The sequence below is a fragment of the Amedibacillus sp. YH-ame6 genome (assembly GCF_053848845.1).
Genome location: NZ_JBSPEZ010000004.1, coordinates 1 through 14,580, shown reverse-complemented (window position 1 = coordinate 14,580; position 14,580 = coordinate 1). Strand labels below are relative to the sequence as shown.

Annotated in this window: 14 protein-coding genes; 1 reads left to right on the top strand and 13 read right to left on the bottom strand. The window is 35.3% G+C overall.

Annotated elements, in window-relative coordinates; translation table 11 throughout:
• Window positions 1–100 precede the first annotated feature (100 nt).
• The 3 genes from ACWG0P_RS04555 to ACWG0P_RS04545 are packed head-to-tail and all read right to left on the bottom strand — an operon-like array spanning window position 101 to window position 4,108.
• Window positions 101–1,957, bottom strand: a complete 1,857-nt coding sequence (locus ACWG0P_RS04555) for an ABC-F family ATP-binding cassette domain-containing protein (RefSeq protein WP_455800688.1) — start codon at window positions 1,955–1,957, stop codon at window positions 101–103.
• A gap of 23 nt (window positions 1,958–1,980) precedes the next feature.
• Window positions 1,981–3,267, bottom strand: a complete 1,287-nt coding sequence (locus tag ACWG0P_RS04550; protein WP_455800687.1) for an N-acetylmuramoyl-L-alanine amidase — start codon at window positions 3,265–3,267, stop codon at window positions 1,981–1,983.
• 16 nt (window positions 3,268–3,283) lie between these two features.
• The gene (locus tag ACWG0P_RS04545) at window positions 3,284–4,108 is read right to left on the bottom strand and encodes a LicD family protein (RefSeq protein ID WP_455800686.1); all 825 of its coding nucleotides are present in this window, start codon (window positions 4,106–4,108) and stop codon (window positions 3,284–3,286) included.
• 197 nt (window positions 4,109–4,305) lie between these two features.
• Between ACWG0P_RS04545 and ACWG0P_RS04540 the strand changes: the two genes are divergently transcribed.
• Window positions 4,306–4,617: a helix-turn-helix domain-containing protein gene (locus ACWG0P_RS04540; protein WP_455789645.1), complete on the top strand. Its 312-nt coding sequence runs from the start codon at window positions 4,306–4,308 to the stop codon at window positions 4,615–4,617.
• Between the two features lie 21 nt (window positions 4,618–4,638).
• On the opposite strand, the gene ACWG0P_RS04535 is transcribed toward ACWG0P_RS04540, so the two are convergent.
• The 10 genes from ACWG0P_RS04535 to ACWG0P_RS04490 all read right to left on the bottom strand — a co-directional run bounded on the left by ACWG0P_RS04535 (window position 4,639) and on the right by ACWG0P_RS04490 (window position 14,406).
• Window positions 4,639–5,208, bottom strand: a complete 570-nt coding sequence (locus ACWG0P_RS04535) for an N-acetyltransferase family protein (protein WP_455800685.1) — start codon at window positions 5,206–5,208, stop codon at window positions 4,639–4,641.
• 43 nt (window positions 5,209–5,251) lie between these two features.
• Window positions 5,252–6,634 (bottom strand): asparagine--tRNA ligase, encoded by a 1,383-nt coding sequence (gene asnS, locus ACWG0P_RS04530; protein WP_455800684.1) that lies wholly within the window; start codon window positions 6,632–6,634, stop codon window positions 5,252–5,254.
• A gap of 251 nt (window positions 6,635–6,885) precedes the next feature.
• Window positions 6,886–7,515, bottom strand: coding sequence for a redox-sensing transcriptional repressor Rex (locus ACWG0P_RS04525; RefSeq protein WP_455789641.1), 630 nt, complete (start codon window positions 7,513–7,515; stop codon window positions 6,886–6,888).
• A 133-nt stretch (window positions 7,516–7,648) separates the two neighbouring features.
• Window positions 7,649–9,232, bottom strand: coding sequence for a diguanylate cyclase domain-containing protein (locus tag ACWG0P_RS04520; protein WP_455800683.1), 1,584 nt, complete (start codon window positions 9,230–9,232; stop codon window positions 7,649–7,651).
• Window positions 9,233–9,384: 152 nt separating this feature from the next.
• Window positions 9,385–10,404, bottom strand: coding sequence for a tRNA (adenosine(37)-N6)-threonylcarbamoyltransferase complex transferase subunit TsaD (gene tsaD, locus ACWG0P_RS04515; RefSeq protein ID WP_455800682.1), 1,020 nt, complete (start codon window positions 10,402–10,404; stop codon window positions 9,385–9,387).
• Complete coding sequence (gene rimI, locus ACWG0P_RS04510) at window positions 10,401–10,850, bottom strand: ribosomal protein S18-alanine N-acetyltransferase (RefSeq protein WP_455800681.1); 450 nt, start codon at window positions 10,848–10,850, stop codon at window positions 10,401–10,403. The genes tsaD and rimI overlap by 4 nt, the downstream gene beginning before the upstream one ends.
• A gap of 1 nt (window position 10,851) precedes the next feature.
• The gene (gene tsaB, locus ACWG0P_RS04505) at window positions 10,852–11,454 is read right to left on the bottom strand and encodes a tRNA (adenosine(37)-N6)-threonylcarbamoyltransferase complex dimerization subunit type 1 TsaB (RefSeq protein ID WP_455800680.1); all 603 of its coding nucleotides are present in this window, start codon (window positions 11,452–11,454) and stop codon (window positions 10,852–10,854) included.
• Window positions 11,451–11,906 carry a tRNA (adenosine(37)-N6)-threonylcarbamoyltransferase complex ATPase subunit type 1 TsaE gene (gene tsaE, locus ACWG0P_RS04500; RefSeq protein WP_455800679.1) on the bottom strand — a complete coding sequence of 152 codons (456 nt, stop codon included), beginning with the start codon at window positions 11,904–11,906 and terminating at the stop codon, window positions 11,451–11,453. The genes tsaB and tsaE overlap by 4 nt, the downstream gene beginning before the upstream one ends.
• Before the next feature lie 13 nt (window positions 11,907–11,919).
• Window positions 11,920–13,122, bottom strand: a complete 1,203-nt coding sequence (locus tag ACWG0P_RS04495; protein ID WP_455800678.1) for an aminoacyltransferase — start codon at window positions 13,120–13,122, stop codon at window positions 11,920–11,922.
• A gap of 15 nt (window positions 13,123–13,137) precedes the next feature.
• Window positions 13,138–14,406 carry a peptidoglycan bridge formation glycyltransferase FemA/FemB family protein gene (locus ACWG0P_RS04490; RefSeq protein WP_455800677.1) on the bottom strand — a complete coding sequence of 423 codons (1,269 nt, stop codon included), beginning with the start codon at window positions 14,404–14,406 and terminating at the stop codon, window positions 13,138–13,140.
• Between the last annotated feature and the right edge of the window lie 174 nt (window positions 14,407–14,580).

Below are 14,580 nucleotides of genomic sequence, written 5' to 3'. Positions count from 1 at the left end.
ATATTAAAGTATAAATCTATGAACTATCAAGCAACTAAAAAACAGGTTTCTTTGTCCTGTTTTCTTATGTTATTCCTATTATGATACTAGATTGCTACTATTAGGAAGATTGTTCAAGTTCTTCGCTGTATTCTTCCCATTGTTTCATCATATGTTCAATCTCATTATGAACATCATCAATTGCCGCATCTAATTCGTTCATTTTATGATAATCGTGATAATACTCCGGGTCAAAACGTTTCTCTCTTAAAATTTCTAGCTCTTCTTCTTTGTCCGCAATCTTCTTTTCAAGTTTGGTTATCTCTTTTTTATAATTGATGCCTCTGGTTGGCTTTTTCTTTTCTTCCTTAATTGTGATTGTGTCCACAACAGGTATTGGTTCTTTGTTCATGTATTCACTATACGTTAATGGAAAAAACTGTGCTTTTCCATCATCAATCACAAGGATAGCAGTAGCTAGCTTACTTATAAAGTATCGATCATGAGATACAAACAACATACTTCCTTCATATTCTCTCAAGGATTCTTCCAAAGCTTCTTTTCCAATTAAATCTAAATGGTTGGTAGGCTCATCCATCATCAAGAAATTAGGATGAGAAAGCATTAGTTTTACAAAGCTCAAACGTACTTTTTCTCCACCCGACAAACAATCAACGGTTTTAAATACATCATCTCCATTAAATAGAAAACAGCCTAAGGCGGTACGTACTTCTGTACGTGTTAAATCAGGATAATCATTCCAAACTTCTTCTAATACCGTATTATTTGAGTCAAACTGTGCTAGTTCTTGGTCAAAGTATCCAACTTCTATTTGATGTCCTAAAAGATAGCTTCCAGCCAATGCGGGGATTTGTTCCATCAGAGTTTTCATCAAGGTTGATTTTCCCATCCCATTTGGTCCAATGATCGCAATGCGTTGAGATTGGAGAACCTCTAAATCCACTTTACATAAAGGATGATCATAACCAATTTCTAAATCCTTAACTTCTAAAACTCGTTTACCACCTCGAACCTTTGGTTCAAAACGAGCGTGAAATGTTCTTTGATCATTCTTAGGATCATCGATTCTATCCATACGATCCAAGTATTTAATCTTTGATTGCGCAAAGGCTGCTTTGTTCTTTTTATAACGGAATTTTTCAATTAGTGTTTCCAATCGCTCAATCTCTTTTAGTTGGCGAACATATGCACTTTTTTGAAGTTCGATATCGCTCTTTTTTGTATTTACATAGTTTGTATAATTTCCAGGATATCGTCTCATGACTCCATATTCAATTTCATACACAACATCTACAACATCATCCAAAAACATACGGTCATGTGATACCATTACAACTGCTTTAGGATATCGTTTTACATAGTTTTCTAACCATTCAATGGTATCGATATCCAAATGGTTTGTAGGTTCATCCAAGAGTAATATATCTGGTTTACTTAACAACAGTTTTACAAAAGCAAGACGTGTTTTTTGTCCTCCACTAAAGGTGGAAATCTTCCTTTGTAAATCTTCTTCTTTGAATCCAAATCGCGTAAACACACTCATCAATTCACTATGATAGGTATACCCACCAAGTTCTTCAAAGCGCTGTTGAAGCTTTGCATAAGCATCCAATGTTTCTTCACTATGATCCATGGCCATTTTATCTGTTAATGCCATCAATTGTTTTTCCATTGCCTTGATATGATCAAAAGCATGTTCCAGTTCATCCTGTACAAGTGCATCTTCATCACTAAATGTTGTTTGAGCTAAATACCCAATGCTTGTATCATTGGATGCGTGAATTTCACCACGATCCAAAGACTCTACTCCAGATATAGACTTTAATAAGGTTGTCTTTCCACATCCATTACGACCAACAACTGCAATTTTTTCTGTATTTTTTATTTCGAATTGTATATCTTCAAATATGGTGTTTCCACCATAATACTTACTCCCTTTATGGATCTGATATAGCATAATCATCACCTTTTCTTTAATTTTTATTTTATGATCCCGATTGCTTGTGCAAAACTAATCGCAACTTGTTTTGCATAAGCTTCTTTATTTGTTTTCCAAAATTGTGCATCTTCACTATTGGATACATACCCAAAGTCAAACTCTAACGCGTACATTCCATTAGCATCTTTAAAACTAGCGTTTTGTTCTTTCGCTAAATCTGAATAGAGTGCCGCAAAAGTCGCTTTTCCGCCAGTTTCTCTTAGATACAAATTATTGTCAAAATATTCTTTATCAATTGCACTTGCACCAACTCCAGTATCATCTTCACTCAGATAATTACTTGCGGTTACATTTAACTCTTTTTGTAGGGTATACATCATGTTTTTTGCTAATACATCACTTACATAAGAGCTATGCCAAATCTCTGCACCTCTTAAACCTGTAGATTCACTTTTATTCATACGTAACATAACATAATACTTCGCATCTTTTTTTATAGCTTGTGCAAATCTTCCGTTTTCACCATACGCTTTATCAGCTTCACTATCTGCATCTTTACGTGATATTTCTACGCGTAACCCATAACTTTCCAGCTGTTTCTTCATCACAACCGCAGCATCATACATCTCTTGATACTCACTCAATCCATTCCCAGTACTTCCTTTATCAGGAACATATTGAAAATCAGTACTCATCCCATAAGGGTCCAAGTACACATCTATTTTCTCTTTGGATGGTTTTTTCTTTTCCACGTTTAAAAATAAATAATTATCATTTAATGTAATATCATAATCCTTCAACAATGCCTTATCCGCAACCATCGTTACTTTCTTAACTGCATTGTCTCTTTTTACCGTATAGAAAGGATCAGAGGTAAATGTATCCTTATAAGTTACTCTTTTCTCTACTAAATTATCAATGATGATAAGTTCATAAAAGCCAGGGTCTAAATCATTTAATGCAATCTTTTGATCTACTTCTTTATTCACTGTTAGAGTGATGGTCTTATCTGTACATAAGTTATGTAGTTGCATAGTTTTTCCAGTCGCTAGATCATCGCTCTGTGGACCATATGCACTCGTATACAAGCCTAAAGATTCCCCATAATAGGTATAATCATTAACGACAAATGTTTCAGCACTCTTCTTATTTAATAGCTTCACTGTTTCTTTTTCACCTAAATTGCATACGGTAAATTTCTTTTCGTCCTCTGCAGGAGATAAAAAAACATTCACTAAGGTATATACTATGAGCACAAGTAAAAGCAATAAGGGAAGTGCTACTTTCCAACGAATTTTATACATTTTCCTCTTTGGTACAAATGCCATAGTGTTATCCTCCTATCTAAAATCGTGCATCTTTTAAGTGTTTTGGTACCTGATCTTTTTCAGGTGGAAAGCTCATATGCGATGGAGATACTTCTACATCAAGCATATCTTTGGGACGTTTTGGTACTGGTAAGTCAATCCCTTCAAACTCCATATACTGTATAGGAAATACACTTTCCTTTGTATATACAACAGGCTTAAAAAAGGAATTGAATGTCCATGTTAAATCATATCCAATCAATGGACTATTCTTATTTATCTCACCATATTTTTTCGCATTTCTGATGAATCTATTCTTTAATATTTTAGGATTACAACCCAAGTTTTCAAACAGGGTAATAAGTACCATAAGAATACCATTACGTACTCTCCATAGGAAATCTTTTACTTTGTTTTCACTTACATAATCCACGACAAAGATGTCAATAAATAAGCCATCGCACTCTTTGCATTTATTCCTCAATAAAGTATTTACTTCTTCACAATATGTGCCTTTTTTTCGTACTTTCATAGGTACTACAACGTTATAATTTTTATGCGTTGCGTAACTTTGGGAAACATAGCCATCTCCTAGCTCATGTGCAACCTTTAAGAAGCGTTCATAATCTTCACGCATCATGCCAATATCCGCATCATCATCCCATGGGATAAAGCCTTTATGGCGCACAGCACCAAGGGCACTTCCACCCGTTAACCAATAGGGAATGTTATGTTTTTGACACAATGTATCTATATCTTTTAACATGGACAATAAGACGAGTTGTACATCACGTACACAAACCTTACTTCCGTCCTCATTTGTCTTGATAATATATTCTTTCATAAAAATCACCATTATCATTATAGAAGAAAAAAAGCTTTAAAACAATGGTTTTCTTGTTTTATAAGAATTCCTTAATAAATTATTTAGATATCCCATTGGTTTTGATCTTTTTTATCGCACATTCGTACTATAATATGCTTTTTCGTAACTCACGCTATGAAATAACGTATTAAAATTAACTATGTAATACATAATACGTCTAAGGAGGGTCAAACATGGACTGTTTAGCTAGATTACGACAACTCATGAACCAGCACCATATGACTGAATACAAACTATCTCAGGCATCTGGAATTCCATTGAGTACGATCAATTCACTCTTCCATAAAGGAAATTCTCCTACTATACCCACGCTGGAGGGTCTATGCAGAGGATTGGATATTTCATTAAGTGATTTCTTTTACGAACCAGGCAACAATGATGATATGGAAAAAGAAACACAATTCTTGATTGGTAATTGGAAAATGCTAACAAGAGAACAAAAAACAATTATACTAGATGTCATCAAAATGTTATTAGAAGCTTAAAGACTGTTCGCAGTCTTTTTCTTATACTTGAGAAAGGAGTTGTTGTATCGTTTCCTGATTACATTGTGCTATTGTTAGGATACCTCTTGGTTGAGGTGAATTAGAAAGCACATATTCCATCCAAACAGTACTTAACCATTGATCAAACTTATATCCACATTCTTTAAATACTCCAATTGTATGAAAGCCAAGTTTTTCATGTAAGGAAATGCTTGCGTCATTAGGAATTGTAATACAAGAATAAGCGATATGATAGTTTTGTAGTTTAAGTAATGCTAGAAGTACCTTCATTAAGGATGATCCAATTTGTTGACGTACAACATTAGGATGCACATAAACACTTAACTCTACATCCCATTGATACGCTTCTCTTTCACGAAAGCTACTTGCATATGCATAAGCAACGACCTCACCATCCAGTTCACATACCAAAAATGGATATTTATTTTGTATGGTTGTAAGTTTTTCTTGCCATTCTTTTTCATTCATTGCTTCATAGGCAAAAGTAGCGACACTGTTGTTTACATAATACTCATAGATTGTACAAATCGTTGGTATATCGCGTGAAGTCGCGAATCGTATTTTTTTCATAGTCTCTCCTAGTAGAAAGCCATGAGGTCATCATGGCTTTTTCTTAAAATATTAGGTTTCTTGGCGTACGTGGGAATGGTTCTACATCACGAATGTTTTGCATACCTGTCATATACATTAACAAACGATCAAATCCTAGTCCAAATCCTGCATGTTTACATCCACCATAACGACGAAGATCCATATACCACTGCAATCCTTCTTTCGCCATTCCAAGTTCATCCATACGTTTCTCTAATACATCATAACGTTCTTCACGCTGTGATCCCCCTACTAACTCACCAACTCCTGGCACAAGTAGATCACAAGCAGCTACAGTCTTGTTATCATCGTTTACACGCATATAGAACGCTTTGATTTCTTTTGGATAATCCGTTAAGAAGACAGGACCATTTACAATCTGTTCACAGATATAACGTTCATGTTCACTGTTCAAATCCATTCCCCACTCTACTTTATTTTCAAATTTCACATCTGCTTTTGATAACAGTTCAATTGCTTCTGTATAAGGCATACGTTTGAATTCACTGTTGCGTACACTTTTGATACGATCGATGCATCCTTTATCAATCATGGTATTGAAGAAGTTCATTTCCTCTGGTGCATTTTCTAACACATAGTCAATGCAATATTTCACCATGTCTTCGATTAGGTTCATATCATCATCTAAATCGGCAAATGCAATTTCTGGTTCAATCATCCAAAACTCTGACGCATGACGTGAAGTATTTGAGTTTTCAGCACGGAACGCTGGACCAAACGTATACACATCACGAAAAGCCATCGCAAACGCTTCTACATGCAATTGACCAGTAACGGTAAGGAACGCTTCTTTCCCAAAGAAATCGTCTTCATAGTTTTGGTTATCAATGGTAGTTGCACGAAACATCTCGCCAGCACCTTCTCCATCATTTCCAGTAATGATTGGAGTTTGCACATATACAAATCCTTGATCTTGGAAGAATTCATGGATTGCCATAGATAACACAGAACGTAAACGGAAGATTGCATAAAAACTATTTGCACGAGGACGTAAATGTGGTATCTCACGCATGTACTCAAAACTATGACGCTTTTTCTGTAATGGATAATCACGATCACAATCACCTTCTAAAGTAGCTTCCGTAAGGATAATTTCAAAAGGTTGTTTCCCTTCTGGTGTCAATTTTATTTTACCAGTGATACTGATTGCTGCCCCTGTAGGATACTTTTCTACATCTTCAAAGTTTTTAAGTTCTTGCATATACACCAATTGGGCATTGCGGAAATACGTACCATCATTTAATTCAATAAACCCTAATTTTCCACTGCAACGATTGGTACGAATCCACCCTTGCAACTGCACATATTCTAATGAGTCTAGTTCTACATGAGAGCCACTCATCACAATTTCATAGAGCTCTCTAATTGTCATAAATTCAAACATTTTTCTTTCCTCCTATGTTCTGTAACAACAAAAAAACGTTCCTAACATTCAGGAACGTATCTTTACGCGGTGCCATCCTGATTCCTATCAAATACATGATAGACATCTTGATTTGGATATAACGTAATCCCTACGAAGCCGTCTACTATGATTTCTCCGGCTTAACTCCACAGCTGTTCGCTTGATAGATTTGTATGTACCATCTTTCACCCTCATGGCTCGCTTCTACACTTGACCTATCAGGGTCTGTTTCATCGTTCTGTATTCAAGCTGTTTGTTTCAAATACCAACTCTTGTATAGATGATACCACATCTACACTCTTTAATACAACCCCTTTTGGAATTTGTATATGTTCATGCGTAAAATCAACCAAACCTGTAATACCACAGGCAATCAATCGATCTACTGTTTGTTGAATATTTTCAGATATTGCCAGAATTGCTATTCGGCATCCTTCTGGTACTAACTCATCTAAATCTTTAATATCGTATACTGGAATACCAAAACGTACTCCTTGACGATCTGGGTTCACATCAAATGCGCAAGCTATTTCACCTACAACATAATCCCATTTATTATACTTCATTAAGGCACGCCCCATATTACCGGCTCCTACAAGTATAATTTTTTCATCAAAGTCCATACCTAACTGTTGGTTAAAGATTTCAATCAAGCGATTTACATCATAACCATAGCCCTGTTTCCCAAGATTTCCTAAAAAAGAAAAATCTCTACGAATGGTAGTCGGTTCAATATTGACGACACTAGCAAGTTCCTTTGACATGATTCTTTCTACTCCAGAACTCTTTAATTTACGTAATGCTTTTAAGTATACAGGGTAGCGCTGCAAGGTTGCACGCGGTACATTTTTCTCTGACATTATAATCACCCACAAGCTAGTATACCACATTTTTATACATTTGTGAATATTTTATCTTTCTTAACTAACGTAATATTTATTGTATCTTTTATACATAAAAATTTGATTCTATTATATATACAATATCATTAGTTTATACTTCTTCTACATATCGAGTCCAAGTATTTCTTCCTCTTTCTTTTGAACAATACATAGCCTTATCTGCCAATCTTAAAACTTCATGCGTATCAGCTATAGTCTGTCCATCACAGTTGGCATAACCAATGGATAACGTAATTTGTTGACTACACTTTGATTGCTTATGTTCCATATTTTGTGCAGCTAAATCACTTCGTACCGCATGAATGAACTTCTCGATTTCTTCGTTGCTTTGATTCTTACAGAAACATGCAAATTCATCTCCACCATAACGACAAGGGATAATACCATCATGGCTGTAACGATTCAAAGTATCACCGACCATACGCAATGTAAGATCGCCATGAATGTGTCCATACGAGTCGTTATATTCTTTAAAGTAATCAATATCCATCATAATAATTCCTAAAGAATGAATCGTGCCATCTTTTTCTTCCATAAGTTGATTGAAATAACGACGATTATAAATATTGGTCAAATCATCAATATGAACTTCATCTACTAAGCGCCTATTTTCTTTCAACGTAGTTTCATGTTTTAAAATTATTTCTTGAAGATGTATTCTAGCCTTCATACCATTCACACGAACATCATCTTCCATAACGGAAATCTTACGCATTGTATGATAATAAGATTGATAACTCTCTTGAAGTTCTGCATCTTCTGAAAATGACTCCGCGTAAAAAACACGTAAATCTACAAGACGGCGAATGAAAGATATCTCATTCATCGTGCCATATTCATCCAATATATCTAAATAGCGTTTCGCATATTCTTTTTCTTTAAGTTTTATAAGGGCATTCGTGATATGTAGCAAAAACATGATAATAATATAACGATCATCTACTCCATAATAATCACGTTCTATAATTTCTTCAGAAATTTCTTTCGCTTTCTCTTTATTTCCTTGAAACGCTGCCTCTAAAAGACGTCCTGTACGACAACAAAACGTATGAAAACTAGTATCCCCCATACGGGCTATTTCACTGTCTTCACAAATTGTTAAATACGCATCCATTTCATTTAGCTGGTCCATATAACCGTTTACTTCTGCTAGATTGTACAGAACGATTGTCAATAAACGAGCATCTTTAAACTGCCCTTCCAACATCGCTTGATATGCATTTTGATAATATTTTACAGCTTCATCATATTGTTTATGTCCTTGAAACATATCAGCAATATTATTCCAAGCATTACATCTTTGGTATACATCTTTTAATTCCTCTGCCAATGCAATTGATTCCATATAGAATTGAAGAGCGTTTTGTTCATCGTTGATTAAATGATAATAAAAACCTAGTAGATGACATACCTTCATATAAAGCGCAGGATATAGCGTTTTTGAACAGAGTTGTTTCGCATCGTATAAATACTGTCCACTTAGCATCGCATCGTTTTGAGCAAGATAGTAGTCGCCTAAATACGTATAAGCAAATGCTGTAGCATATCCATAGGAGTGTTGTTTGCTTAGTTCTAATAACTCTAGACAACAAGCCTTCTCTTTTTCTAAATCCGTAAAACGAACATTTAACACGGTATCGATGAGTTCGTTCATATGCTGAAGTAAATTGCTCATGGTTTGCGGCACCTCCTATCTCCAATCTATACATTATTTGTGTTTTTCGTGCTTATATTATACCACACGATTATGTGATAATTCGTTATAAAATATGTATTTTCATAGCTTCAAAGCACAAACACGAAAAAACCCTCATATATTATGAGAGTCTACGCATACTGTTCCAAATCAAGACTTGGATCTGCAGTGCAATCAAAGTCACCACGAACACCATGTTGATAAGCAATATAACCAGCAACTGCAATCATCGCTGCATTATCTGTACAACAAGATAATGGAGGAATTACAAACTTGATATCTGGATATTCCTTGGCTAAATCTTGTTCTACTTTCTCACGCAAACGGGAGTTAGCCGCAACTCCACCTGCTAACACCATTTGTGTTGGATGATACCTATCAAGAGCTTTGCGTGCCCTCAACAACAACGCATCCAGTGCAGTTTCTTGATAAGATGCTGCTAAGTCAGCGGGTGCAAAGATTTCCCCTTTGCGCTTACAACGATCGATAAATTGTAGAACACTACTCTTTAATCCACTAAATGAGAAATCTAATTCGTTTTCAGTCTTTGGTTTTGCAAGAGCATAAATTGGTTTTCCTTCTTTCGCAAGTTTATCCACATAAACTCCACCAGGATAAGGAAGTCCTAATACACGTCCAACTTTATCTCCAGCCTCACCAATCGCATCATCCTGTGTTGTACCCAAGATTTCAAAGTCCCACTCATTTTTCATATAAACAAGTTCTGTGTGTCCACCAGATACAACAAGTGCCATTAATGGAAATGTCAAATCCGTAATCAGACGATTTGCGTAAATATGTCCCGCGATATGATGAACTGGAACAAGTGGCTTATGAAACGCCCATGCCAATGTCTTTGCGGCTTGTACACCTATATGAAGACATCCAACCAAACCAGGTCCTTGTGTTACCGCAATCGCTTCTATATCGTCCATAGTAACATTTGCTTTTTGTAAAGCCTCTTCAATCACCATAGATATATTTTCTACATGTATTCTACTCGCAACCTCAGGAATGACTCCACCAAATTCTTTGTGTACATCGATCTGAGTCGCAACAATATTGGATATAATTTCTTTTCCATTCGCAACAATCGCAACTGCTGTTTCATCACAGCTAGATTCGATTGCCATAATCAATGTTTGTTTCATTCAAGTCCACCTCCTAACGCTTTGCACATCACAATGGCATCTTCGCCATTATCACTATAATAACCTTTTCTAATATTCATTTCAAAGAAATCAAAAGACTCATATAGATAACGTGCTTTTTGATTACTAACACGAACCTCTAACATGATGGTCTCACATCCTGCCTTACTTGCAAGAGTTATCATCTGTTCCATCATTTCTTTCGCATATCCCTTTTTTTGATACGTTGGATGTACCGCTAAATTTGCCAATTGACATGTCTCAAAGGTAACCCAAAAGTCGATAAAACCAACGATAGTTCCTTCATCTTCACAAACAAAGAAAGAACCAAATTCATTTTCTTCGATTTCATATAAAAACATTTCTTCATTCCAACGACTCGTAAAACAAACTTCTTCGATATCCATTACAGCACGAATATCCTCGATCGTCATTTTGCGAATCATATTAGGAAACCTTGTATGCATCTTGTTCTTTCAAATAGCGAGGAACAAGCGTATGTATATTTTCTATTTTTCTAGCATAGGGTCTTACTTCCATGAAATTCTTTAAGAAGTCAGGAGTACAAGATGTTTCTTCAATAAGTTCACTATCCCCATAGATATGGTAAATAGATGAATCGTATTTTTCTTTGATTTCATTCAATGTTAGAATGGTTTCTTCTTCACTAAATTGACCATGTTGTAAAACACCTACATAGGCTCTATTACTTCTAGCATCCAACATAACAAGTGCGTGTTCATCTAGCCCAGCATATAACTGTAAAGTAGAAATTGCATAAAGTGGTATCAATTTACGCGTACATAACACTTTTGCGACACACATTGCAATTCTTACTCCTGTGTAACTTCCAGGTCCATCGCTAATCACTACTTCATCGATGGTATCACTATCTACACCAGCTTCCTCACAAATGCGAATAAGCTCAGGAAAAATCGTTTCAGATTGTGTTTTCCATGCGAGATTACACGTCCCCGCAAGTAATTTTCCATCTTTATAAATCCCAACAATCAAGTGCTTATGTGCACTATCTAAACATAATGTGATCATGATAACGCCTCCACAATTGCTTCATATTTATCTCCAATCGCAAAGAATTCAAAGCTTCGTGCTTCTTCATTTTCTCCTTCTTTACGTAAAATTGATATTTCAAGACGCTCTTTTGGTAATTGATCCTCTATATAATCTGGCCATTCAACGATGCATAAGCCATCTCCTTCATAGTACTCATCAAACCCTAAATCTTGAGAAATACCTTCTAAACGATACGCATCCATATGGTATAAAGGTATCTTTCCACGATATATTTTGAGTATAGTAAACGTAGGAGAATTGATAGTCTTTTGAATACCAATCGACTTTCCTAAAGCCTTTGTGAACGTTGTCTTACCTGCCCCCAAATCACCCTTCATTGTAAAAAGCATTCCAGGTTTTACCATGGCGCCTAGCTTTTCTGCTAATGCATTGCTTTCTTGTAGAGTATGTATTTCTATTGTTTTCATTACGAACACCTTCTTATCGTATTTTTTTTCTTAACTTCATTGCCATTCTTGCCAAACGATAAAAGACAGAGACTGGTACATCAAATTCTCCAATGAATTCATTTATATATGGGTTAAAGTTAGATTTGAACTTCGTTAAGCCATCTGCTAAATCACCCTCGACACCACCCATATTGGCATATTGTAAACCATGTTCAAAGGCATACTTCATATTCTCTGTATATAAATAGTATTGAGGCATGAATTTTTTAAAGCGATCGTTCATTCCTGCATACAACATTTCCATGGTATTTCCATAAACAACAGATAAGATACCGGCGATGATCGAATCCTGCGGATAATCCTTTTCAAACTCCCGGAATTCCTTAATATCTTTTTCTAATGCATTTTTAATATCATTTAAACGTCGTTGTTTCTTTGGAGAACCTTCTTTTAAAGCTTCTAATTCCAATGCGTTCGCTTCTTGTTCTTTGAGTAAGCGTTCGAGTGTTTCAGGAATGTTAACACTCGCCAAGAATAAATACGCATCATCACCATAAATATCCATTAGTTGCATAAAATATTCATGATTACGTAGATTAACATTTTTTCGCTCTTCTGTCAAAGAAACTACATCACTAAATTCTTTCATACGTGATGCATCTGCTTTTATAACCTTCACATCGCGCTTTAAAGCATCCTTGATTAAACGTTTCGTATGACGAGGTAGTTGTTCATCAAAGTCCTCTGTTTTGTACACATTCGCTTGAAAACGTGGTTGTATACTTTCTTCAATATATGTTGAAAACCCCTGATGAATCGCACCAGAGAGTATCATATTAGAAAGGATGGTATTCGTTATTGGGTAACGATTGGTATTTTGTTCATCAATTTTATAGTCATTAACATGAATTCCTGGATCCATCTTTATAAATAAACAACGATATTTCTTTGCCCATTTTTTCAACTCTTTAAAGAAGAATGCCATCACATCTTTATTCTCATAATCCATAATAGGGCCTCTTGGTATATACATCATTGTAAATCCCAAAGGCAAGTGTTTGATTAAGATAGAGGCAGACACGATCAACGTATCTTTTTCTACTACACCAACAATTTCATGATCCCAATTTTCTTTTACTTTTGCCCACTGTGAAGACTGTAACAGATTACACAATGGATGGTTTGATACAAATGCATCATGTTCTTTTGGTTCAACTTTTGTCTTAAATTGCATATGTACATCTCCTAACTATCTTCGAAGAACTTTATGTTTGATTTTTCTTAACATTTGATATTGTTTATAAGCGGAAGGATTCCCTATATAGATAAAATCTCCTACAAGTTCAATGACATCCGCGTAAAAACCTTTTTTGAATAAGTAGACACCATAGTCTTGCGCATCCTCACTAAAGTTTCCGCTAATTCCATAGAAATTATACTTAGGTACGTGATGATGCAGTGCATCTTTAATCGCATACCATTGAATCGCATAGGAACCTTTGAATTTATGAAATTCACTATAACTTCCACCAAATAAATATAAAACTTCATTTGGATATTTCACAAACATGGATGCGGCTAAAGGAATTTCATTTCCATGTGCACTTTGTAGCTGCAAGGCTTCTATCTTTCGTTTTTCAATAACAGAAAGATTGTCCTGTGCCTGTTGTAAACGATTGGCTGTTTTTTTAGCCTCTGGATTCTTTTCTACAGCATCTTTTAATTTGTTAATATTTGCTTCTTCTGCTGTATATTCATCCTCTATTCGAGCGATATATTCATTCATATCCAAATACGCAAACAATGCACTCATATGCTCTTGGAAACAATCATAAAAACTTTCATAATATGCCAAATCAGGTTTGTTAAAATTCTTACGGTTTCCAGTTGCTTCCACTACTTTTTCGAGTATGGATAATTCATTTCGCTTCAACTCACGTACTTTGATACCTGTTTTCTCTGTAAAATTTATATTTCGACGAGTCATTGACTGCATTTGTTTTAAGAGAGCTTCTTCACTTGTATCTTCTAGTGATAAAACTGACATCCAACGTGGTTCAAACTCATCTTCATGATGGGTACGAAACCCTTGGTGTTGAAATCCAAAAGATTCTAATACTTTTATAAGGTGATCTTCTTTGAAAGTACCTTCTATTGTATTCCCATCGATATCATGTTGTTGATAAGAAATATATGGATCAAGTTTCATATATAAGCATTTATGTTCTTTTAAGAATGCGATTAACTCCTTCATAAAATAGTTCACTAAATCATCGTTATGATAATCTATTAAGAAACCACGTAAAGCCATAAATAGCTTATTGCCTCGATAAACATCCATAGACTGTAAGGTACAAGCACAAAGGATTTCTTCATTCTCTTTTACACCTAGATAATGAATTTCCCATCCTTTTTTTGCGCGCATATTTGCCATTTCAACAGATTGCCAGAAATTATGGGCTTTACTACTTATGAAGTACGTTTGATATTCTTCTTGTGTCAATTCTACAAACTTCATTCATATCTTCCTTCCTCTTAAATTTTATCATTTTATCACTCATGCGTTATTTATTATACCATGGAATTGGTATAGATAAAACAGAAAAGAAAAAGACATCCTTGCGGATGTCGATCACCTGGCAGCGTGCTATCTTCACTGAGGCAGGCCCAGCTATTGTCGCCGCTGAAGTGC